The 22,647-nt window shown below is 61.9% G+C and carries 21 protein-coding genes; 8 read left to right on the forward strand and 13 right to left on the reverse strand.

Features of this window, described 5'->3' with window-relative positions; translation table 11 throughout:
• Positions 1–17 precede the first annotated feature (17 nt).
• The 4 genes from U1A53_RS21940 to U1A53_RS21955 all read right to left on the reverse strand — a co-directional run bounded on the left by U1A53_RS21940 (position 18) and on the right by U1A53_RS21955 (position 6,429).
• Positions 18–1,307: a TolC family protein gene (locus U1A53_RS21940; protein ID WP_322284002.1), complete on the reverse strand. Its 1,290-nt coding sequence runs from the start codon at positions 1,305–1,307 to the stop codon at positions 18–20.
• Complete coding sequence (locus U1A53_RS21945) at positions 1,304–2,293, reverse strand: efflux RND transporter periplasmic adaptor subunit (RefSeq protein ID WP_322284003.1); 990 nt, start codon at positions 2,291–2,293, stop codon at positions 1,304–1,306. The genes U1A53_RS21940 and U1A53_RS21945 overlap by 4 nt, the downstream gene beginning before the upstream one ends.
• Positions 2,294–2,316: 23 nt before the next feature.
• Positions 2,317–5,508: an efflux RND transporter permease subunit gene (locus U1A53_RS21950; RefSeq protein ID WP_322284004.1), complete on the reverse strand. Its 3,192-nt coding sequence runs from the start codon at positions 5,506–5,508 to the stop codon at positions 2,317–2,319.
• A 147-nt stretch (positions 5,509–5,655) separates the two neighbouring features.
• Complete coding sequence (locus U1A53_RS21955) at positions 5,656–6,429, reverse strand: sulfite exporter TauE/SafE family protein (protein ID WP_322284005.1); 774 nt, start codon at positions 6,427–6,429, stop codon at positions 5,656–5,658.
• A 185-nt stretch (positions 6,430–6,614) separates the two neighbouring features.
• Between U1A53_RS21955 and U1A53_RS21960 the strand changes: the two genes are divergently transcribed.
• From U1A53_RS21960 to U1A53_RS21975, 4 genes are read left to right on the forward strand one after another with little or no spacing between them, the layout of a single operon-like run.
• Positions 6,615–6,935 carry a DsrE family protein gene (locus U1A53_RS21960; protein ID WP_322284006.1) on the forward strand — a complete coding sequence of 107 codons (321 nt, stop codon included), beginning with the start codon at positions 6,615–6,617 and terminating at the stop codon, positions 6,933–6,935.
• Positions 6,936–6,956: 21 nt separating this feature from the next.
• Positions 6,957–7,577: a class I SAM-dependent methyltransferase gene (locus U1A53_RS21965; protein ID WP_322284007.1), complete on the forward strand. Its 621-nt coding sequence runs from the start codon at positions 6,957–6,959 to the stop codon at positions 7,575–7,577.
• A gap of 27 nt (positions 7,578–7,604) precedes the next feature.
• The gene (locus U1A53_RS21970; RefSeq protein ID WP_322284008.1) at positions 7,605–8,810 is read left to right on the forward strand and encodes a methionine adenosyltransferase; all 1,206 of its coding nucleotides are present in this window, start codon (positions 7,605–7,607) and stop codon (positions 8,808–8,810) included.
• 45 nt (positions 8,811–8,855) lie between these two features.
• Positions 8,856–9,515, forward strand: coding sequence for a class I SAM-dependent methyltransferase (locus U1A53_RS21975; RefSeq protein WP_322284009.1), 660 nt, complete (start codon positions 8,856–8,858; stop codon positions 9,513–9,515).
• Here the strand turns inward: U1A53_RS21975 and U1A53_RS21980 are convergent.
• The 6 genes from U1A53_RS21980 to U1A53_RS22005 are packed head-to-tail and all read right to left on the reverse strand — an operon-like array spanning position 9,507 to position 15,097.
• Positions 9,507–10,784 carry a TIGR04283 family arsenosugar biosynthesis glycosyltransferase gene (locus U1A53_RS21980; protein ID WP_322284010.1) on the reverse strand — a complete coding sequence of 426 codons (1,278 nt, stop codon included), beginning with the start codon at positions 10,782–10,784 and terminating at the stop codon, positions 9,507–9,509. The genes U1A53_RS21975 and U1A53_RS21980 overlap by 9 nt on opposite strands.
• Positions 10,785–10,789: 5 nt before the next feature.
• A complete protein-coding gene (locus U1A53_RS21985) occupies positions 10,790–11,500 on the reverse strand; it encodes a TVP38/TMEM64 family protein (RefSeq protein ID WP_322284011.1) in 711 nt (236 codons plus the stop codon).
• Positions 11,497–12,303, reverse strand: a complete 807-nt coding sequence (locus U1A53_RS21990) for a sterol desaturase family protein (protein WP_322284012.1) — start codon at positions 12,301–12,303, stop codon at positions 11,497–11,499. The genes U1A53_RS21985 and U1A53_RS21990 overlap by 4 nt, the downstream gene beginning before the upstream one ends.
• A complete protein-coding gene (locus tag U1A53_RS21995) occupies positions 12,300–12,935 on the reverse strand; it encodes a hypothetical protein (RefSeq protein ID WP_322284013.1) in 636 nt (211 codons plus the stop codon). The genes U1A53_RS21990 and U1A53_RS21995 overlap by 4 nt, the downstream gene beginning before the upstream one ends.
• 13 nt (positions 12,936–12,948) lie before the next feature.
• Positions 12,949–13,905, reverse strand: coding sequence for an arsenosugar biosynthesis radical SAM (seleno)protein ArsS (arsS, locus tag U1A53_RS22000; protein ID WP_322284014.1), 957 nt, complete (start codon positions 13,903–13,905; stop codon positions 12,949–12,951).
• A 7-nt stretch (positions 13,906–13,912) separates the two neighbouring features.
• On the reverse strand, positions 13,913–15,097 hold the full coding sequence (locus U1A53_RS22005) for a methyltransferase domain-containing protein (RefSeq protein ID WP_322284015.1): 1,185 nt from the start codon (positions 15,095–15,097) through the stop codon (positions 13,913–13,915).
• 164 nt (positions 15,098–15,261) lie between these two features.
• Between U1A53_RS22005 and U1A53_RS22010 the strand changes: the two genes are divergently transcribed.
• A complete protein-coding gene (locus U1A53_RS22010; protein WP_322284016.1) occupies positions 15,262–15,846 on the forward strand; it encodes a class I SAM-dependent methyltransferase in 585 nt (194 codons plus the stop codon).
• On the opposite strand, the gene U1A53_RS22015 is transcribed toward U1A53_RS22010, so the two are convergent.
• Both U1A53_RS22015 and U1A53_RS22020 read right to left on the reverse strand, forming a co-directional pair.
• Complete coding sequence (locus U1A53_RS22015; protein ID WP_322284017.1) at positions 15,833–16,150, reverse strand: PadR family transcriptional regulator; 318 nt, start codon at positions 16,148–16,150, stop codon at positions 15,833–15,835. The genes U1A53_RS22010 and U1A53_RS22015 overlap by 14 nt on opposite strands.
• A 98-nt stretch (positions 16,151–16,248) precedes the next feature.
• The gene (locus U1A53_RS22020) at positions 16,249–19,008 is read right to left on the reverse strand and encodes a PSD1 and planctomycete cytochrome C domain-containing protein (RefSeq protein ID WP_322284018.1); all 2,760 of its coding nucleotides are present in this window, start codon (positions 19,006–19,008) and stop codon (positions 16,249–16,251) included.
• An 89-nt stretch (positions 19,009–19,097) separates the two neighbouring features.
• On the opposite strand from U1A53_RS22020, the gene U1A53_RS22025 reads away from it, so the two are divergent.
• Positions 19,098–20,234 (forward strand): M20 family metallopeptidase, encoded by a 1,137-nt coding sequence (locus U1A53_RS22025; RefSeq protein ID WP_322284019.1) that lies wholly within the window; start codon positions 19,098–19,100, stop codon positions 20,232–20,234.
• Between the two features lie 7 nt (positions 20,235–20,241).
• Here U1A53_RS22025 and U1A53_RS22030 read toward each other — a convergent pair whose 3' ends face one another.
• Positions 20,242–21,663: a sulfatase-like hydrolase/transferase gene (locus tag U1A53_RS22030; RefSeq protein WP_322284020.1), complete on the reverse strand. Its 1,422-nt coding sequence runs from the start codon at positions 21,661–21,663 to the stop codon at positions 20,242–20,244.
• A gap of 82 nt (positions 21,664–21,745) precedes the next feature.
• Here U1A53_RS22030 and U1A53_RS22035 point away from each other — a divergent pair, with 82 nt between their 5' ends.
• Entirely contained in the window at positions 21,746–22,072 is a 327-nt protein-coding gene (locus tag U1A53_RS22035) for a hypothetical protein (protein WP_322284021.1), read from the forward strand.
• Positions 22,027–22,641 (forward strand): nucleotidyl transferase AbiEii/AbiGii toxin family protein, encoded by a 615-nt coding sequence (locus tag U1A53_RS22040; protein WP_322284022.1) that lies wholly within the window; start codon positions 22,027–22,029, stop codon positions 22,639–22,641. The genes U1A53_RS22035 and U1A53_RS22040 overlap by 46 nt, the downstream gene beginning before the upstream one ends.
• Positions 22,642–22,647 lie beyond the last annotated feature (6 nt).

Raw genomic sequence — 22,647 nt, forward strand, 5'->3', positions numbered from 1 at the left:
GTTGCACAGCAACGGGGCTACTTTCCCACCGCCCGCTTCAGCGCGTGCTGCGCCTTGTTGAAATCCGTCACGGCTTTCACGCGGCTTTGACGGGCGCGGGTCAGTTCCTCACGTGCCAGCAGGTATTCGAGCACCACGCCGATCTGACTGGCCTGGCGTTCCTTGGCGAGCTTGGTCATCTCCTCGGCTGCATCGACGGCTTCGTCGTTGATCTTGATCTGGTCGTTGGCCGATTGCGAACGCGTGGCGGCCTCGACGACTTCGCGGCCGATGGCGGCGCGGACCTGGCTGGTTTGCAGCGAGGCGCCTTCTTCGCGTGCATTGGCGATGTTTTGCCGCTGGCGGTCAAACAGCCCTCCGGGGCCGATTTTCCAGCCGAGACCGACATAAAAGTCCTGCTGCCTGCCGAAGTTGCCCCACTGCTGGCTGCCCACGCCGGGACCACCGCCGAATCCACCCACCGTGTAGCCGGCCTGCACGCTCGGAATCATCGGCGCGATGCGTGCGCGGTCTTTTTCCGCGTCCATCGAGCTGTGAATGGCCTGTGCGGCCTGAACCTCGGGACGATGCTGTTGCGCGAGCGAGATCATCGTGGCAACGCCTTTGCCAGACATCATCTTCACCGGCACGAGATCGGATTTCGCAGGACGCAGCGCCGCATCGGGCATGAGGCGGAGAATTTCGGCGAGTCTTGCGGCGGCGAGATCGCGGGCTTCCTCGCCTTGGCGAATGGCGAGCTTCGCGCGGCTGATTTGCGATTTAACACGAAGCAAATCAGCGCGGAAAGCTGTTCCGGCAGTCACGGCACCTTCAAGCTGCTTCGCATAGTCCTCGGTCAGTTGCAGATCGTCCTCGATGATGACCATCGAGGCTTCAGCGGCGAGCAGATCGTAATAGCGCTCCACCGACTGCGTCACGATGTCGATGCGTGACTTTTCGGCGAGGTGTTCAGCGGCGAGGGCGCGCTGTTTGGAGGCCAGGGCCGCATAATAAATGTCACCGGGTGACCAATCGATCATGACACCGGTACCGACATTGTACTGCTGCTTGTTCGCGTTGAACACGTTGCCCCCGATGTCCTGCAACCGCCCGTCATGCCCGCGATAACCGGCCCCCAAGCTCAGCGCGGGCCAGAAGCGCTGCCACGCCTGCTTCGATTCGGCCACCGCCTCGTCATGCTTGGCGCGTGCGAGCTGAATCTCGTCGTTCTTGGCTCCAGCGAGCTTCATCACCGTGCGCAGATCGACGAATGCGGGGTCGGCGTGGGCGAGTGTCGCGATGAAAAGAAAGGAAAGGGCGAGTTTCATGGCTTAGCGATGGTTACGGCCTGCTTGTCGGTGAGGGTGACGGTGCCCGGCAGCAGGATGACTTCATCGGCTTTTAGCTCAGGCACCTCGACGTTCACGCCGTCGTTGAAGCCGGGTTTGATGGCGGTCTTCACGGCCTTGCCGTCCAGATGCTTGAAGACAAAGCTGTTGGCCTTCTCCTTCACCAAACCCGCGACGGGGATGATCGTGGCGTTGTCATGCTGCTCTACGGCGAGGCGCGCGGTGGCGAACATGCCGGGACGGAGCTTGCCCTCGTCGTTTTTGAAGTCGGCCTCGATGAGCATGGTGCGCGTGGCGGAGTCGAGCGTTCCGGCGATGCGGGTGATCGTGCCTTTGACGATGGCCCCGCCGAGGGCATCCACCTTGGCCTCGACCTGCTGGCCGACTTTGAGCTGGGCGGTTTCGATCTCGATGACGGGCACTTGCAGGCGCAGGGTGCTGACATCGGTGAGCTGGAGCAAGGTGTCGCCTCCTGCGGCAGCGAACGCGCCGGGATCGACGCGGCGGTCGGTGATCGTTCCGGCGAAGGGCGCTTTGATCTGCGCGAGGTCGATCAGCGCGTTGGTGCGCTCCATGCCGGCCTTGGCGATGGCGAGCTTGGCTTCAGCATCATCGACGGACTGAGGTAAAATGAGGTCGGGAGACTTGGCGCGTGCCTCGTGCAGGCGTTTCACCTCGATCTCGGCGGCGGCGACCTCGGCGCGGTGACCGATGAGGTCAGCCTTGAGTTCGGGGACTTCGATTTGAATGAGCTGCTGCTGTGCGGTGACGACATCGCCCTTATCGACGGTGATTTTCTCGATGTAACCGGCCACACGCGCTTTCAACTCGACCTGCTGCCATGGCGCGAAACTGGCGGGCAGGCTGATCCAGCGGTGGATGGTGCCTTTCTGCGGCTTCGTGGCAGGAAGGTCGAGCGCGAGGGCGCTGGTGGTGAGGAGGATGAGAGGAAAGAGGATGCGCATGGGAGGGAGAGTGGGGGTAATGATCAGTTCTCAGTGGCGGTGGGACGATGATGGAGAACCGGTGCCATGCCTTCAAACAGCGCGCTCTCCTCGTCATCAGGATCGAGCGAGGCGGAGGTGGCCTTCTTGCTGGCGAGCATGGCGAAGACGGCGGGCAGGATGAACAGCGTGGCGAAAGTGGCGAGCGCGAGACCGCCGACGACGGCGCGGCCGAGCGGCGCGGTTTGATCTCCGGCATCACCGAGTCCGAGGGCGAGCGGCATCATGCCAGCGATCATGGCGAAGCTGGTCATCAAAATGGGACGCAGACGGCTGACAGCGCCCTCGATGGCGGCGGCGCGGCGGTCGCCCTTCGTGGCCAGGCGCGCACGGTCGGCAAAGGTGACGAGCAGGATCGCATTCGCCACGGCGACACCCACGGCCATGATCGCGCCCATGGCGGACTGGATGTTGATGGTGGTGCCGGTGAAGAACAGCGCCAGCACCACCCCGGCGAGCACAGCGGGCATGGTGGAGACGACGACAATGGCGAGGCGCAGCGACTGGAAGTTCGCGCAGAGCAGCAGGAAGATCACGACGATGGCGATGACGAGGCCGCTGCTGAAGCCGGTGTAAAGCTGCTCGTAAGGCACGACCTGGCCGCGGATGTCCACCTTGGTTTTTCCATCGGGCGCGGGGCCGACCTCGGCGATGGCCTTGCGCACGGCCTTGATGGCGCTGCCGAAATCCACGCCCTGGATGTTCGCGGTGATGCTGGCCACGCGCACCATGTTGTAGCGCTCGTAGGTGCCGACGGCGGTGCCCTGCTCGATCTTCGCCAAGTTGCGCAGCAGCACCGGTTTGCCGCTGCTGGAGCTGACGGGCGTGTTGCCGAGGTCTTCGAGTGTCTGTGTGCGCTCCTCGGGAATCTGCACCTGCACGTTGAAGCTGATGCCGGTGCCCGGATCGGCCCAAAACACGGGCGAAGTGAAGCGGCTCGATGTCGTGGCGGCGACGAGGCTGCGCGTGACATCCTGCACGTTCACGCCGAGCAGACCGGCGCGTTCGCGGTCGATCTGCACATTCACCGTGGGCGCGTCGAGCGTCTGCGCGATCTGCGCGTCACGCAGGAAGGGCAGTTCGTTGAGTTTCGCGAGCAGCTTCTCCGCGTGCTCCTTGCTCGATGGCAAACTGGGGCCGCTGACGGCGACCTCGATCGGCGTGGACGAGCCAAAGCTCATCACGCGACTGACGATGTCCTGCGGCTCAAAAGACAGGCGCACATCGGGCAGTTCACGCTTCATGATCTCGCGCAGTTTTTCCTGAAAAGGATCGACGCGTACGCCGGAGTCATGCCGAAGCTGCACAGCCAGCCAACCCTCTTCAGGGCCGCCATTCCAGAGATGCACGAGGTTCACCGGGAAGCTGGAATTGTGAACGCCGACCATGCCGATGGACATCTCGATCTTGTCCTGTCCGCCCGCCTCGTCAGCGATGATCTTGAGGATCTTTTGCGCGATCTTCTCCGTGATGCCGACCTGCGTGCCGCTGGGAGCGCGGAAGCGGATGGCAAACTGACCGGTGTCCGTCTTCGGGAAAATCTCCGAGCCGAGGAACGGCCCGAAGCTCACGATGATGAGCGCCGCGCCGCCGAGATAGGCGGGCACCAGCACCCAGCGCATGGTGACGGCGGCTTTGACGATGCCCTGATACATGCGGGCAATGAGGCTGAGGCGCTCCTCGTCATGTTTGGCGTTCTTTGGCAGGAACCACACGGACAGCACCGGCACCAGCGTGCTGGAGAGGATGAAGGACGCGAACATCGCAAAGCCCACCGCCAGCGCCAGCGGCACGAACAATGCCTTGGCCGCGCCGATCATGAAGAAGGCGGGAATGAAAACCGCGAGAATGCAAAGCATCGCCAGCAGGCGCGGCAGCGTGGTCTCCAGCGTGCCGTCGAGCGCGGCGCGGGCCAGCGGCTTGCCGCGCGCGAGATGCGTGTGGATGTTTTCCACCGTCACCGTGGCCTCATCGACGAGAATGCCAACCGCGAGCGCCAGACCGCCGAGCGTCATGAGATGGATGTTCTGCCCGCTGATCCACAGGCCAAAGGAGGCGGCCAGCAGCGAGAGCGGGATGTTGATGACGACGATGAAGGCCGTGCGCAGGTCGCGCAGGAAGACGAGCACCATCAAGCCGGTGAGCACGGCTCCGAGCGCGCCTTCTTTGAGGAGATCCTGGATGCTGCGGTTCACCACCGGCGTCTGGTCGAATTCAAAGCTCACCTTGATGCCGTCCGGCAGCAGTTTTTGGAATTCGGGAATGGATGCGCGCACTTTTTTCACGACTTCCAGCGTGGAGGCCTCGGCGCGTTTCGTGACAGGCAGATAGACGGTGCGTTTGCCGTTTGCCAGCGCGTAGGAGGTGGTCACATCGGCGGAGTCGGTCACGGTGGCGAGATCGCGGATGAACACCGCGCCCGCTTCCGTTCGCTTCAGCGGCACGGCCTCCAGATCCTTCACGTTGGAGACGATGGCGTTGGTCGGCACGATGGGATACTTGCCGTCGAGGTTCATGTTGCCGGAGGGGCTGATCGGATTGCCCTTCGCGATGGCCTCCACGATGTCATCGGGAGACAAGCCGTAGGCCTTCATGCGGTCCGGGTTCACATTCACCACGATGCCGCGCGAGCTGCCTCCAAACGGCGGAGGCGCAGACACGCCCGGCAGTGTGGCGAAGGCCGGGCGCACCTTGTTCAGCGCCTGATCCTGCATCTGATTGAGAGTGATGTTTGGATCGTCCGTGGAGAACACCAGATGCCCCACCGCCACGCTGCCCGCGTCAAAGCGCATGATGAAGGGCGCCACCGTGCCCGGCGGCATGAAGGCGCGGCTGCGGTTCACCTGCGCCACCGTTTCGGACATCGCCTGGCTCATGTCCGTGCCAGGGTGAAACTGCAGCTTCATGATCGACGCGCCCTGGATCGACTTCGACTCCACATGCTCAATGTTCGCGATGTAGAGGAAGTGATACTCGTAGCGGTAGGTCAGGTAGCCCTCCATCTGCAGCGGGTCCATGCCGCCAAACGGCTGCGCCACATAGATCGTCGGAATGCCCAGCGGCGGAAAGATGTCCCGCGTCATGCGCTGAAGCCCGATCCACGCCCCCAAACAAACCGCCACCACGGCAACGAGGACAGTCCAGGGATGGCGGAGGGCAAAGCGGGCGAGATTCATGCGGGAGAAAGGACGAAATCAGAAGGACAGGTGACGCAAGCGTCTGAACGGTCAGCGATTACGAGCGCCGTAAAACGCGGGGAGTGTTTGCTGCTTGCAAAATTTTCAAGAATTTAATCAAAGGCTGGGAGGAGGTGAAATGGGTCATCAGAGCGCCCCGGTGATGAAGCCCAAGGCGACGCCGATGAGCAGGATGCTGACAAGGATCTGCACCGAGCGGATCGTGAGCTTTTTCAGCAGCCTTGCGCTCAGGAATGACCCGGCAAAGGCCGCGAGGCAGGCCACGGTGACGAGCCGGTAATCCATCTCGCGTCCCGTGCTGAAAAGCTCGAAGCCATAGACCGGCATCCGCGCCAGATCGACGATCACGGCGAGCACGACACCGGTGGCGATGAACTGCTCCTTCGTCAGCCCGGCCTTCAGCAGGAACATGCTGCGAAACGCGCCCTGATTGCCCGACAAACCGCCGAAAAAGCCCGACACACAGCCGCCCAGCGGCAGCAGTCGCGCATCAAAGGTCAGCGCGGCAAAGGCCGGTGAAAGCTCCATCAAGACAAAGGCGAGGATCAACAGCCCGATGGTCAGCTTCACCGGCATGATGGTGAACTCCCGCCCTGCGAGCGTGTATTCCGCCAGCGGCTGCAAATGTCCCAGCCAGCCTAACAGCGCCGCGCCCGCAAACGCTGCCAGCACCGCTGGAATCCCAAAGCGCAGCACCACCCGGCGATCCGCGTGCCAGCCCATGATGCCGAGCTTGAACAGATTGTTCGCCAGATGCACCACCGCCGTGATGCCGATGGCGACCTCCACCGGAAAGAACAGCGCCACCACCGGCATCAGCAGCGTCCCCAGCCCAAAGCCGGACAGCAGCGTGAGCGCAGCGGCAAAGAAGGCCGCCAGGGCGATGATGAGGGTTTCCATTTGTTGCGGTTTGTCTATTCAAGTGGCTGGCAGATGATGGCAGGCTCCGATTACGGTTGCCGTAATAGGCGGCGTGACAGGCAGGTGCAAGAATTTCCTCACACGGGTTCTGCTGCTTGAGGGCGCACAAAATTAACGTAGCAACGGACATTGACCGCACTCGGTGTGAGATGGCACACTTCACCATGAAGCTCGGCATCGTCATCTCCACCAACGAACCTGAAACCTGCTGGAATGCGCTGCGGCTCGGTGTCTTTGCGCGGAAACAAAAGGATGAGGTCCGGGTGTTTCTGCTGGGGCAGGGCGTGGAGATCGAGAAGGTGGGAACGGAGCGCTTCGATGTGGCGGGGATGGCTCGGCAACTTCTTGATGCAGGCGGTTCAGTCCTGGCCTGCGGCACTTGTCTGAAACTGCGCGAGTCGGAAGGCTCCGAACTCTGCCCGCTGTCCACCATGGCGGACCTTTATCAGATCGTCGCAGATTCGGACAAAGTATTGACGTTTTGAACGGCGGCGGTCACTTGAGCCATGAATCGAACCGAACACTGGAACACGGTCTATACGACGAAGGCACCGGATGATGTGAGCTGGCATCAGGTGCGCCCAGAGGTGTCGCTGGGCTTGATCGAGCGGACTGGAATCAGCAAAGATGCGGGCATCATTGATGTGGGTGGCGGTGCCTCGACGCTGGTGGATCATCTGCTGGAGGCTGGCTACTCGCGGCTGGCGGTGCTGGACATTTCCCACGCGGCACTGGAACACTCACGCACGCGGCTGAGGGAGAAGGCGGCGCTCGTGGAATGGCTGGTGGCGGATGTGACGGAGTTCGTGCCGCCGCACTCGTTTGCACTGTGGCATGACCGCGCGGTGTTTCATTTCCTCACGGATGCAGCGGACCGGCGGAAGTATGTGGAGGCGTTGCGGCGCACGATGCCGCCGGGCGGGCAGGTGATCATCGCAGCTTTCGCCCTGCATGGACCGGAGAAGTGCAGTGGGCTGGAGGTGTGCCGACATGATGCGGCCAGCGTGTGCGTAGAACTGGGCGCGGAGTTTGAACTGCTGGAGCAGGCGGAAGAAACGCACCACACGCCGTGGGAGACGGAGCAGGCGTTCGGCTATTACCGCTTCCGTCGCGGTGTGGCGGCATGATAGTCTTGGCTCCCCACCCCACTTTCCATGCCTAAGATCACCGTAGAAACCCTCAACCAGACGCCGGGTGAACAGCAGCGCTTCGAGCTGGTGGAGCGCAAAGGCATAGGTCATCCCGACACGATCTGTGATGCGATTATGGAGGACATTTCGCTGGCGCTGTGCCGTGAGTATCTCGCGGCGTTTGGTCGCGTGCTTCATTTCAATGTGGACAAGTGCCTGCTCGCCGCCGGACGCACCGAGCCGCGCCTCGGGGGCGGCAAAGTGACTGCCCCCATGCGCTTCATTTATGGAGACCGGGCTGCTGCGGAATGTGGCGGCATGCGGATCGACATCGAGGCCATCGCCGAGGCCGGTGCCAAACAGTGGTTGCGGAGCCATCTGCGTTTTGTGGAGCCGGAGAAGCATGTCATCTTCCAGAACGAGTTGAAGGAAGGTTCCCCGGAACTCGCCGATCTCTTCGCTCGCGAGATCATCGGTGCCAATGACACCTCAGTCGCGGTGGGTTATGCGCCGATGACCGAGACCGAACGGCTCGTGCTCTTGTGCGAGCGGGAGCTGAACTCGCCTGCGTTCAAGCAGCGTTTTCCCGAGGCTGGAGAGGACGTGAAGGTCATGGGCTACCGCCGTGACCGGAAACTCGATCTCACCGTGGCGGTGGCCTTCGTGGACCGCTTTGTGCCGGATGCTGCCTCCTACTTCGCACGCAAGCAGGAGATCACCGCCGCGCTGGCGGACCGGCTGTCGCACGAGCAGCGGACGCTGGACCGCGTGACCGTAACCCTGAACACACTCGATGATCCGACGCGTGGTGACGCAGGCATGTATCTCACCGTGCTGGGCACCTCGGCGGAAGGTGGCGACTGCGGCCAGGTAGGCCGGGGGAACAAGGTCAATGGCATCATCAGCCTGAACCGCCCGATCGGCACCGAGGCGGCGGCGGGGAAAAATCCCGTGAGCCATGTGGGGAAGATCTACACGCTGCTCACGCATCGGCTGGCGGCAGAAATCCATGAGAGCGTGCCGGGTGTGCGCGAGGTGTATGTGTGGCTGGGCAGTCAGATCGGCGCGCCCATTGACCAGCCCGCCATCGCGTTCGCCCAGTTGATCCTGGAGCCCGGAGTCGCGCTCGCCGATGTGCAACCGGCAGCCGCGTCCTTCATCGAGCGCGGTTTGGCGAACATGAAGGAGTTCACCGCACAACTGATTCGCGGCGAATGGCCGGTGTGCTGAGAGCATTGTGATTCCACGACGTTTCCTTCCCACATGGATAAAGGCATGACTCTGAAACCAGAAGACTATGATGCGTGGTATCAGACGCCGCGCGGGCGGTGGATTGGCGCGGCGGAGTTTGCACTGCTGAAGCGGATGCTGAGGCCGGAGCAGGATGCGTCGCTGATCGACATAGGCTGCGGCACGGGCTACTTCACGCGCTTGCTGGCAAAGGAGGTGAGTGGAGAGCTGGTGGGGATTGATCCTGATGAAGAATCGCTTGGCTTTGCGCGTGCTCATGCGGTGCGTGATGAGCGTTATGAGAATGCTCGTGGTGAGGCGCTGCCGTTTGCAGACGGGGCGTTTGATTTCAGCGTGTCCGTGGCGGCGCTGTGCTTCATCCCAGATGAGCGGCAGGCGGTGCGTGAGATGCTGCGCGTGACGAAGAAACGCTTCGCCATCGGGCTGCTGAACCGGCACAGCCTGCTCTGGCGTGACAAGGGGCGCGGTGGTGGCAAGGGCGCGTATCAAGGAGCGCACTGGCACACGGCGGCAGAGGTGCGGGCACTGTTCGCTGGCTTGCCAGTGACGAATCTGCAACTTCGAAGTGCCATCGTCCTGTCAGGCGGCGGCATCATGGCGCGACTGGTGGAACGCCTGTGGCCGACCCGCTGGCTGTGCGGTGCATTTCTCTGCGTTTCGGGCGAAGTGATTGCCTCAGCGTAGCTTCGCGAGCCGCTGCGGTGACACGCCGAGCGCATGACCGGCAAGGATGAGCTGATGACGTGCCCAAGTGCGCAGGACGCCGCTTTGCTGCCAGCGGCGGGCGGAGGTGGCCGCAGCTTCGGGGGTGATGACGAACTGCCCCAGGTGTCGCAGGCGTTTGATCATCTCCACGTCTTCGAGGATGGGCCAGTCGGGGAAGCCGCCGATGGCATGAAACAGACGGCGGCGCAGGAACAGGCCCTGATCGCCATACGGCATCGCAAAGACCTTGCCACGCAGTCGGGTGAAGCCCTCGATCATGCCTTGCAGCACGATCTTTTCCCGCAAGGCAAAGCGGAAGGCCCCTGCGGCAACGCCGGGTGTGAGGTGGCGGAAAATGATTTCTGCAAAGTTGACTGGCGGAAGTGTGTCGGCGTGAAGAAAGAGCAGATATTCTCCGTGTGCGTGCTTTGCGGTCTCGTTCATCTGCCGGGCACGTCCGCGCGGCGCGTGGATGATCTCCGCGCCATGTTGCGCGGCCACAGCAGCGGTGTCGTCGGTGCTGCCACCATCGGTCACGATGATTTGCAGCGGCTTCCCGGCCTGCACGGCGGGCAGCAGCGTTTGCAATGCGGCGGCTTCGTTCAGTGCAGGAATGATCACGGTCACGCTGCACCCGTTTGCCAATGCAGTTTCGGCATGGGCGACATCCGCAGGCTCGTCCACATCCGCGAGTGTTGGCAGGGAACTGAGGCTCAACCCGGCTTCACTGGCACGTTGCTGAGTGACCGCGAAGACTTCTGCGGTGCTCCAGGGAATGGCTTCAAACAAGCTCGGTTGCGGCTCCCTCATGCCGATGAGGTAATAGCCACCGTCGTGCGCGGGACCAAGCACAACATCGGATTCATCGAGCATCGCAAAAGCGGCCGACAGATGCTCCTCGGTGAGATCGGGGCAATCGGTGCCGATGATGACGATCTTCTGAGCGCCCTGCGCATGAGCCATCATCATGGCATGAGTCAAGCGGGCACCGAGATCGCCCTGAGTCTGCTCATGAAAACAGAGTGGTCCGATCCAGTCGCACATCTCACTCCCTGTGCCGCCTTCATGCGCGATGATCAGGCGGGTGCCGCTGGCGGCGCAGGCGGCCCAGGCGCGACCCACCGTCTGCAAGGTCATGCGCCGCTGCAAATCCGCCGCGCCTTCCGCTCCGAGCATGGGGATGAGCCTCGTCTTGGCCTTGCCGGGCTGTGGCAGCCGGGTGAAAACGATGAGCGCGTCGTACGGCATGAGACTCAGGAGGTCGGCGGTGTGTGTTCCGCTGATTCACGGGCCAGGCCAGCCTCGCGGATGGCCCGGCGCGTCATGCGCGTGATGATGACAGTGACAAGCACGGTGGCCAGAAGCCCCACGGCATACATGGCCCATTCTGCTGGCGTCTTTTCCGAGCCTCTGCCACCCACGCGGGCCAGAGAGCCGAGATAGACGTAAAGCACCGTGCCGGGCAGCATGGCGATCCATGATACGAGGACGTAATGAGTGAAGCGCACCTTCGTGAGACCAAAGGCGTAGTTCAGCAGCGTGTAGGGAAACACTGGCGAGAGGCGCGCCAGCGCCACGATCTTCCAGCCGTCGTCGGTGAGCGCACGGTCCAGCGCGGCGAAGGCCGGATTCCCCGCCATGCGCGCGGCGATGGCGTCGCGGGCCAGGAAGCGTCCGACGAGAAATGCCAGCGCCGCACCCAACGTGGAGGCGATGGAAACGATGCCTGTGCCATAAACCACGCCGAAGAGCGCTCCGGCGGCCAGGCCAAGGGCAGAGCCGGGCAGCATCAAAACCGTGGCGATGACATAGACCACGATGAATACCACCGGTCCCCACGGTCCGAGGGTCTCCACGCGGGCGATGGCGACCTCCAGCCACGCGCCCAGATCGAAGAGCACAACTGCCACCACAAAGGCGAGCACGACCATGATGCGGAGGGTCAGCTTGGAGGTCTTCTTCACGGGCTGTCGTGCGGGCGGGGCTTCGATGCCAGCGGCGTTGCCAGCATCCCGGCGAGCGTCTGACTGCGTGCATCGCTAAACTCATCCAGACCCAGGCGCAGGCTCGCGGGATCGTCGCTGCGACGGAAGCTGCGAAACAGGCGATCCCACACGGACAGGAATGAGGCGTAATTGGAGTCTGTCTCCGGCTGATAGCGCGAGTGATGCACCTTGTGCATGAAAGGCGTGACGATGAACCAGCTCAGCACGCGGTCGCCCCGGCTGCCAAGGCTGATATTGGCGTGATGAAACTGCACCACGGCAAACATCAGCATCTCGTAAATCGCGAGCTGTTCGAGCTGGATGCCGAGCAGGAAAATCAGCGGGATGCGCAGCACGGAGGAGAGCACGATCTCGCCAAGGTGGAAGCGGTTCGCCGTGGTGACATCCATGTGCGGATCGGAGTGATGCACGCGATGAAAACGCCACAGGAACGTCAGACGATGATTCAGCCGGTGCCAGGCGTAGGTCCACAGATCGAGCAGGAGCACGGCGAGGATGCCCTCCGTCACCGCAGACCACGAAAGCCAGTGCAGCAGGCCGATGCCGTGCTTTGCCGAGGTCTCCGCCGTGAACCACCAGATCCCGGCAAACGCGAACGCGGTGAACAAGCCATTGCCCACGCCGAGCAGCACATTGCGCAGGCCATGCACCAGCCGTGCCCGTCCTTCTGGAAAGACGAGAAAGGGCGCGACCGTCTCCCACAGCAGCAGCAGCGCCAGCAGGCCGAAGGCAAGGTATGGCTTCAGATCCGCGAGGTTCATGGCGACTCCAGTTGGATCGAATCAATGACCACTTCAAACTTGGAGCCGCTGTCATCGCCATCCGCCATGAGCCAGAGGCCGAGCACATTCATGGGCTGCGGAAGATCCACGGTCATGGTGAAGCGCCCGTCCGCGCCGGGTATGGCGACCATGTGATCGACGAGCTGCTTCATGTTCGGATTGGCGCGTTGTTTGCCGATCCAGGCGGCGTGCGGCACCAGCAGGTGATTGCGGATGGCTGAAGGCGCGCGCCCATCCGCGCAGAGCACGTCATCCAGGGTGCAAATCCACGCTGGAGCGACGAGACGTTCCAGCATGGTGAGCGAGCGCCCGCCCTCGGCGATGAGGCCCACGCGCAGATAGGCATCGTCGTTGCCTTTCTCCCACAGACGCTTCTCATCCACCTTCAACTGGCCGGTGACACTGCCGGTGATGATGAACCGCTTCACACGAGTGCCTGCTGGCAGGCGGCGCACGAGGCCACCGGCAGAGGCGTCCACTTTGAGCGTGATCTTGTCCTTCTGCACCTTTGACTGAACGGGCGGGATGCTGCGGAAGCTCAGGCTGTGCCAGTCACTCGGCACACCGAGGGCGGTGATGATGCTGGCGAGGATGGCGGTGAGCTTTGTCATGTGAATCAATACGTCAGGAAGCTGAGGCATCCAGCGCCCCGCCGCAACTGCTCCCCGCGCCCGCCGTGCAGGCGAGGCAATGATTACCCGTGCGGATGGGATGGTCGCCGAGGCTCTGGGGCGTCACCTCCCACAGAAAGAGATCCTTGCAGTTGCGGAGCTGCATGCCGAGCATCTGATTGAAGTCGCAATCGAAGACCTCGCCGCGCCAGCCGATGTTGATCGTGGTGCGGCACATCAGGCTCGCGACCGTGGCGGGATTAAAACTGTTCGCGAGGAGATCGAGATAGGCATCCCACTGGCCGTGCGCCCGCAGATCAGCGGCGAAACGCGCGATGGGCTGGTTCGTGATCGTGAACAACCGCGTGAAGACAATGCCGTAACGCTGCTTCAGCTCGTGCTTGTAGTCCGCTTCCAGCTCCACCTGATCCGGCGGCAGTTTCGGGCCGAGGGGATTGTAAACCAGCGTCAGCGGCAGGTTGGTGCCGTAACCGACAGCGTTGAGCTTGCGCAGGGCTCTGAGACTTTTCTCAAAGACGCCGCCACCGCGCTGCGCGTCCACATTCTCCTCCAAGTAGCACGGCAATGATGCCACCACTTCGACCTCGTGCTGCGCGAGAAACTCCGGCAGATAGGCGTGGGATTTCGTCTCGATGATCGTGAGGTTGTTGCGGTCAATCACATGCGCACCGATGGATCGTGCTGTTTTCACGAAATAGCGGAAGTGCTCGCTCAGCTCCGGCGCGCCACCCGTGATGTCCACGATGGCAGGCCGATGCTCGATGATCCATGCGCCGACCTTGCGCGCCGTTTCCTCATCCATCATCTCCGTGCGTTGCGGCCCCGCATCGACATGGCAATGAGTGCAGGTCTGGTTGCACTTGCGGCCCACGTTGATTTGCAGCGTCTGAAAAGCACCGCGCGTGAACGGGACGCGGTGCCGTTGGAGCTGTTCGATGAAGCGGTTCATGTCGGTGTCAGCAGCAGCTCGTGCCTTCGCCGCCTTCGCGGCAGTTCGCAGCCTCGGTGGTGGCGTTGTAGTCCTGGCCTTTGGTCTCCTTGGGATGCCGGAGTCTCATGCTGGTGCAATCGAAGGGCTGCGCCTGCTCCAGAGGAATAGGCACACGCGGCTCGATGAAAGCGAAGTGGTCGCGATACGGCGTTTGCTGGTAGAGCTGGAACGTTTTGTCGCACACGGCGTAGCGTTTGCCGCGCTCCAGCGCGTGGCCGTCGTCGTCGAGCACCTTGAGGAAGGGGCCTTTGTAAATCACGGCCTGATTCCGCTCGAAGCACGGCCCCTGCTTGCCCTTCCAGGCCTGCACGGTCACGCTGCGAAACTCAATGCCCTCCACCGTCTGCCACGGCATTTCGTCGTGCTTCAGAAGCTCGATGCCATGGAAGCCGGCGTCAGCAAAGGCCTTGAGGAAGCCTTCCTCGGTGTAAGCGCCGCTGATGCAGCCGCTCCACAGGATGGGATCGCGCTGCATGTCCTCCGGCACGTCCTCATCGCTCACGATGTCGGAGATGACCGCCCGCCCGCCCTTTTTCAGCACGCGGAAGATTTCATCAAAGAGCTGCCGCTTCATGCGGGCATCGACGAGGTTCAGCACGCAGTTGGAAACGACCACATCCACCGATTCATCGGCCACCAGCGGATGCTTCACGCGCAGATCAGCGGCGAGGTCATCGGCTGCGAGGTAGGACGCAGCATCGGTGATGGGATGCTTCTTCAACTCGGCATCGAGAATCTCCAAATCCAGCGCCAAGTCCTGGATGCGGCCTTTGCGAAACTCGACATTTGCGTAGCCCACACGCTCAGCCACGATGGGGGCGTTGCGCCGGGCGACCTCCAGCATGTCGTCTGTCATGTCCACGCCGATGACGCGCCCTTTCGGTCCCACGACCTGCGAGGCGATGAAACAGATCTTTCCCGTGCCACTGCCCAGATCGAGCACCGTTTCGCCCGGATGCAGATGCTTCGACGGATCACCGCAGCCGTAGTCCTTCTCGATCACCTCGGCGGGAATGATCTTCAAATACTGCGGATCGTAGTTCACCGGGCAGCACAGCGCTGCTTCAGAGGCCTTGGCGGCAGCGGCATAGCGGTCACGCGTTGCGGACTCGGCAGAAGTGTGGCTGGCAGTCGTTTGCGGCAGGGACATGAGATTGGAAAAGCGAAAGCGAATCGTGTAAGGGGTGCGCAAGGGCCGTCATGGCACGATGCAGCAAGCGGATTTTTATTCCCAAATATTCCAGAAAGCAGCCGCTAATCTTCACCGCGAAGAACTTTGCTCATCCCACGCGTCTGCGCCAAAGAATGCCCATCATGAAAATGCGCGACAGCGGAATGCCCGAGGAGGCCTATTGGGAAACCTTGCTCGATGTGCCGCTCATCCTCGACCGTCTTGGCGTGGACGGCACGCTGCGCGATGTGGTGGAACTGGGCTGCGGTTACGGCACTTTTTCACTGCCCGTGGCCCGGCGCATCACCGGCACACTGACCACGGTGGACATCGAGCCTGACATGGTGCGCCGCACGGCTGAACGCGCCGCCGAGGAAGACATCTCGAATCTCCGCTGTGAACTGCGCGATGTGATGAAGGACGGCTTTGGCCTGCCCGATGCCTCGCAGGATGCCGCGCTGCTTTTCAACATCCTGCACTGCGAGCAGCCCGTGGCGCTGCTGAGCGAGGCGGCGCGTGTCGTGCGTCCCGGTGGCAGCGTGCTCATCATTCACTGGCGGCATGATCTCGCCACGCCGCGCGGGCCGTCCCTCGACATCCGTCCGCGTCCCGAACAAATCATCGGTTGGGCCGGGCAGACAGGCCGCCTGGTTTGCGAAAGCAAAGTGATCGACCTGCCCCCGTGGCACTATGGCATGAGGCTCATGCGGCAGCTCAGTGCTTGCTGACTTCCACGCCAAGCTCCCGAAGCTGCTTCTGCACGATTTTCAGCACCGCACGGCCGTCTTTGGTGATTTTGTAGGCGCGAGGAGCCTTGGGGCCACGCGCCGGATCGACGGTGGAGGTGAGCCAGCCGTTGGTCTCCATGCGCTTGAGCAGCGGGTAGAGCGTGCCGGGGCTGACATCGTAGCCGTGGTGCGCCAGCTCCTTGAGCATCCACTGGCCGATCACCTCGCCCTCGGCGGCATGATGCAGCACATGCACCTTCCAGAAGGAGAGCAGGATTTCGCGGTTGATGAGCTTGGGGTCCACGGCGGCGGGTGAAGGAATGATTCCGATACCTGAGACGAAGCATGCGACGACTTCCCACGAATTCAATTTCGGCTTTGTGCCAATTCAATAGCCGCGATTCAGCGGAGGTAGATGAACTCGTTGCTCATCATCAGCGCCTGGCAGAGCTGCGCCCAGGTTTGCTGCTCGCGCTTGTCGGAGTCCTGCTGGCTGGAATTGAGGGCGGCATTGCTGGCGGTGAGATAGTTCTCGGCACGACGCAGGTCGTCGTCGGTGGCTTCGCGGGCAAAGGCGATGCGGTAGGCGGCGCGGAGGCGCTGTTCTTTGTCGGGGGACGTTGCAAACAGGCGTTTCACGAAAGTTTGCGCGGCGTCATTGGCGAGATCGCTGTTCATGAGCAGCAGCGCCTGGGGTGAGACGACGGTGCTGTTGCGCAGGCCGGTGGAGGTCGAGGGATCGGGGTAATCGAACTGCTGAAACAGATCGTAGAGGTTGTTGCGGATGATGGGCAGGTAGAGCGCGCGGCGGGTGCTGCCGTAGGTGGTGAAATCTTTGGAGGTGTGGTTGAAGACGAACTCGCGATTGCGCCGCGGGATGGTTTTGCCACCGATGGTGGTGTCGATGCTGCCCGCGACATGCAGCAGTGCATCGCGGACTTCCTCGGCTTCGAGACGGCGCACGGGGAAGTGATTGAGGAGGCGATTTTCAGGATCGGCGAGTGCGGCTTGTGCCGGGACGGTCGAACTCTGCTGATAGGTGCGCGAACTCATGATGAGGCGATGCATGTCCTTGAAGCTCCAGCCGTTGGTGGTGAACCAGCGTGCCAGCCAGTCGAGCAGTTCGGGCTGCGTGGGCTTCAGGCCAAGGAGACCGAAGTTGTCCGTCGTGGCGACGATGCCTTGATTGAAATGCCAGGTCCAGATGCGGTTGGCGATGACACGCGAGGTGAGCGGGTGTTCCGGGCTGGCGAGCCAGCGGGCGAGTTCGAGGCGTCCGCTGTGATCGCTGGGGAACTGCGGTTTCGATTTTTGCGAGGCTTGAACGACCTGGACGAAGCCGCGTGGGATCGGCTTTCCGAGCGCGAGATGATTGCCACGGATGTGGATGGGCAGTTCTTTGAGAATCTTGGGCGACTCGGACACCGCCAGCGTTGTGGGCAGGTCAGGGAGATTGCTCTCCGTGGTCATCATGGTGTCTTGCAAGGCGCGCACCTTGTCGGCGATCTCTTTGGGATAAAGAATGATCGGTTCAGGCGGCAGGGCGAGAAAACCGGCGGTTTTGTCCAGTTCGGCACGAGCCTGATGGAGCAGGGAGTCATCCGCCTTGTCCTTGGGGCCAACTTTGATCTGTGCGGCAGCATTGAAGATGGCGACGAAGTAAGGACGGAGACTTTGGGCACTGCCTGTGGCTTTGACCGCGTCCTGCCACGGTGTGAAGAAAGCATTCGATTCATTGGCGGCGAGATAGACGCGGCAGTTCAGCAGCACATGCGCACGCAGGCCATGTTTGTCCGCCACAGGTTTCACCTGGCTCAAGGTGGGAGCCACGGGCAGTTCAGATGCGGCCATGAGGTAATCTGCGGCCTTGCCGCGCACTTCATCACGCAGCGCCTTGGTTGCCGCCGCTTCGGCCTTGGTGACGGCTTCCTTTTGCTGTTTGAGGATGCGTTCGGACGATTTCACCGCCGCGAAGTCATCGAGCGATCCCATGGGCGATTCGTACGCGGTGCTCAAGGCACCGATGCGATCCACGCTGAAGCTCTGCGTGCTTTTGAAGATGGCGGCGAGCGCGTAATAGTCGTCCTGCGGGATGGGATCGAATTTGTGATCATGGCAGCGCACGCAGCCAAGCGTGAGGCCCATGAAGGCGCGGCCCATGACGTCGATCTGCTCATCGACGACATCCATGGCGAGCTTGTCCTTGTCCGGCTCGGCGAGCACTTTCGCGCCGAGGTTGAGAAAGGCCGTGGCGGTGATGCGCTCATGGCGCGCCGGGATGTCTTTCGATTCGAGGAGGTCGCCAGCAAGCTGCTCGGTGAGGAACTGGTCGAAGGGTTTGTCCGCATTGATCGACTTCACCACGTAGTCGCGATAACGCCATGCGGTGCCGAGGGCGATGTTTTCATCGAGACCATTCGAGTCCGAGTAACGCGCGACATCCAGCCAGTGGCGGCCCCATTTCTCACCGTAATGCGGTGAGCGCAGCAGGCGGTCCACGACCTTCGCGAAGGCATCCGGCGACTTGTCGGCCAGGAAGGCCTCCACTTCGTCTGGTGTGGGCGGCAGGCCGGTCAGATCGAACGTGGCACGGCGGATGAGCGTGCGTTTGTCCGCAGGTGCGGCGAGCGTGAGACTTTTCTCGGTGAGTTTTTCAATGATGAAGGCATCAATCGGATTCTCCGCCTTCACGCTGGGTACTTTAGGTTTCGCAATCGGGCGGAAGGCCCAGTGCTTGCTGCCTGCGGCGATGTCGATCACGCGCGGGGCCGCATGCTTGGCATCCGCGACGGCTTCGCGCGGATCAGGAGCGCCCATTTTGACCCATTCTTCGAGCGCCTTCACTTCTGCGGCGGGCATGGCGCCCTTGGGAGGCATTTGGAGATCCTGATTGTGATAGCGGACAGATTCGATGATGCGGCTTTTTTCAGGGTTGCCCGCGATGAGCGCGGGGCCGTTGTCGCCGCCTTTGAGCACGGCGTCGCGTGAATCGAGTCGCAGGCCGCCTTTGCTTTTGCCGGACTCGACGGAGTGGCACTCGTAGCAGCGGTTGATGAGGAGGGGGCGGATGGTTTTCTCGAAGAAGGCGGTCTTCTCGGCATCCGTCGGCGCGGCGGCGCCTGCAATGCCGGTGGTGAGGCAAAGCATGGTCAAGCAGCGCATGGATGATGCCTTGGTCATTCTGGGGTGGTCAAACAACGCCCTTTTGATGCGGATTCTTGCCGTGAGGGACGATGTGGCTACGCTCGGGCATGTCTCCCGTGCTCCAGACCCTGGCCGAACTCGTGCGTATCAACAGCATCAACAGCTCGTACGACGGCGGTCCCGGCGAAAAAGAGGTGGCGGCGTATGTGCGGCAGTTTTTTGAGCAGCGCGGCATCGAAGTGTGGGAGCAGGAGGTGTTTCCGGGCCGCAACAACGTCATCGCCCGTATTCCTGGCCGTGACCCGTCACGGCGGATCGTCTTTGAGGCGCATACAGACACGGTTTCGATCAAAGGCATGACGATTGACCCCTTCGACCCGGTCATTCGTGATGGGAAACTTCACGGGCGCGGCTCCGTCGATGACAAGGCCGGTCTGGCCGCGATGATGCACGCGGTGGCGGACATTCATGCGAGCGGCGAACTGCCGCCGTGCGAGATCTGGCTTGCCGCCGTGGTGGACGAGGAGTTTTCGTTTCGTGGCGTGGTCAAATTGTGTGAAGGCCTCAAAGCGGATGCCGCCGTGGTCGCAGAGCCGACGGAGTTCAAATGTGTGATCGCCAGCAAAGGCGTTCTGCGTTGGCGAATTCGCACGAGGGGCAAGGCTGCGCACAGTGCGAAGCCGCATCTCGGCATCAATGCGATCACGGCCATGTCGCGCATCGTTTTGGCGCTGAACGAGGATCACGAGCGCATGCAGCAGGCGCAACATCCGCTGCTCGGACCCGCCACCTGCAACGTGGGCGTCATCCAAGGCGGTGTGCAGGTGAATTTCGTGCCAGACCAGGCCGTGATCGAGATTGACCGTCGTCTGCTGCCCGGTGAGGAAGTTGAAACGGTGCTCGCGCATTATCAGTCGATGCTTGACGCACTGATGAAACAACATCCCGACGTGATCGCGGACATGGAAAAGCCGATGCTGCAGGACTGGTCGTTTCAAACCGATGCCAATGCCCCGCTGGTTCAACTCTCCCGTGACGTGCTGCGCGAGATGAACCGCGAGGATGGTGTCAACGGCGTGCCGTTTGGCAGCGATGCGAGCAAGTTCTCACGTTTGGGCATCCCCACGGTCTTGTTCGGCCCCGGCAGCATCGATCAAGCTCATGCCGCCGTAGAATACGTCGAATGCGCCGAGGTGGAGGCGGCGCAGGCGTTCTACATGCAGATCGCACGGCGGTTTGTGTGAGTGATGCTCACTTCTTCTTTTGCCTGGCCTTCGCGGCAGGCTTTGCGGGCGCGGTGGGATCTTCATTTGGGCTGCCGTGCCACTGCGGAGCCATGTTTTTCGAGTTCCAGTCCTCCCAGGCTTTTGAAAGAGCGGCGACGAGTTCCGGCTTCTCGACAGCGAGGTTTTTGGTTTCGCCGATGTCGGTGCTCAAATCATAAAGCTGCCATCCCGACTGTGTTTTCGCCTCCATGTCGCGGACATCAACGAGTTTCCAGTTGCCGCGACGGATGGCCTTCTGCGGGCCGAAACGCCACGCGAGCGTTTCATGCGGCGCGGCGGCTTTTTCGCCGATGAGATGCGGGAGGAGGTTCACGCCTTCGATGCCGTCGGGTTGCTTCGCATTGGCGATGGCACAGGCGGTCGGCAGAACGTCCATGGCGCTGACCGGGTAGTCGTAGGTCTTGCCTGCGGGCAGTTGGCCGGGCCAGCTCACGAAAAACGGCACGCGGATGCCACCTTCGAGCGTCTGGCCTTTGTCGCCGCGCAGGGGCGTGTTGATGCCGGTGTTATAGGCGAAGAAGGGCTTCCTTCCGCTGCCACCGTTGTCGCTGAAGAAGAATACGAGCGTGTTCGGGTGCTTCGCCTTCACTTCGGCCATCACTCGGCCAATCGCATCATCCAGCCCAAGCAGCAGCGAGAGGTAACCGCGCCTGTTTTCATCCGTGACGGGGGCCGGGATGCGGCTCTTGAGCTTCTCGGCGATCTCCAGTGGCGTATGGACGGCGTTGTAGGCGAGGTAGAGGAACCAAGGCTTCGCGGCGTTGCGATTCATGAAGCCGAGCGCCTCGTCCGTGAAGAGATCGGTCGTGTAGCCATCCAGGTGCTGCACCTCGCGACCGCGATAGATCATGTCATGCGAATGCGCGGAGCCGAACTCCGGCTCGGCGTCCTTGTGGAGCAAGAAGTTGTGCCCGCCGACGAGGAAGCCAAAGAACTCATCGAACCCACGCGACTGCGGATGATGCGCCGCGTCGAAGCCCTGGTGCCACTTGCCGACGAGTGCCGTGGCGTAACCGGCATCGTGCAGCACATTGGCAATCGTGCGCTGATCGAGCGGCAGCCCGAGCTTCGCCTCGTCGCCGACATGCGGATTGAACTCATGCCCGAACCGCGTCTGCGACTTCCCTGTGAGAAACCCCGCCCGCGACGGGCTGCAATACGGCGCGGTCACATACCCATTCGTACATCGCACCCCCGAGGCCGCCAGCGCGTCGATATTCGGCGTCGGTACCTCCTTCCCGCAATGCACGCCGATGTCCGCGTAGCCAAGGTCGTCGGCAATGATGACGAGGATGTTGGGCTTGTCCGTCGGAGCCTTGGCGGAGTCGGGCTGTGCCGCAAAGAGCGTAGAGCAGAGGGCGAAGAGGAAAAGGGCGAGGCGTTTCATGAGGTGCGTGGAAACGATGAGGAATGGGAGTTCTGGCAGAGGAGAGTTGAGCTTTGGCATCGAAGCGGTAGCATCAAGCCGCATGAAGACCTCAACCCCACCTCAAGGCTGCGCCAAAACGCCGCTCGGCTTGCCTGCGTCGTGGTTTTGGGATGTAAATCCGGCCAACCTCGACACAGAAATTCACGCCAAGCAGATCATCGACCGGGTGCTGGTGGTGGGAGCACTGGAGGGCTGGAAAGCCATCCGCCGCCATTATGGTGATGAACGTCTGCGCAGCGTGGTCACTCAGCTCCGCAGCATCAGCCCGCAAAACATCGCGTTGCTATGCCTGGCGCTGGATTTGAGAAAGGAGGACTTCCGATGCTGCACCGCGAGGCCGTTCCCCCCGGCACCCTGGATTTACTGAAGAGGCTTTGTGCGCATGCGGGCACGGAGGGCTTTGCCTTGGTTGGCGGCACGTCGCTGGCGCTGCGCTTCGGACACCGCATGTCGGTGGACCTCGATTTCTTCCGACCGGAGAAGTTCGACAACAAGATCGTATCGGCGGCTCTGGAGGCGGATTTCCCATCTTTTCAACTCACGAACGACAACGGCAACGGCATGATGGCCTTCGTCGAGGACGTGAAAGTGGACTTTGTGACCTATCCTTACCCGCTGCTTCACCCTTTTGAAACAATCGAGGGCGTGAGGATGATGAGCCTGCCGGATGTGGTTGCGATGAAGCTCGGGGCCATCAGCAATCGCGGGGCGAAAAAGGACTTCTACGACCTTCACACCCTGCTCGAAGAATTGGGCCTCGACGAAGTCATGCGCTGCTACAAGCTGAAGTTTCCCAATCACGACCCGATGATCCCGCTGCGCAGCATGATCTACTTCGAGGACGCCGAGGACACGGAAACGCCGAACACCCTGATCAACACGACTTGGGCCAAGGTGAAGGCGGACATTCAGAAGGCGGTGAGCCGCGCTCTGTGAGTTTAC

Source organism: Prosthecobacter sp., from assembly GCF_034366625.1.
Taxonomy (GTDB): Bacteria; Verrucomicrobiota; Verrucomicrobiia; order Verrucomicrobiales; family Verrucomicrobiaceae; genus Prosthecobacter.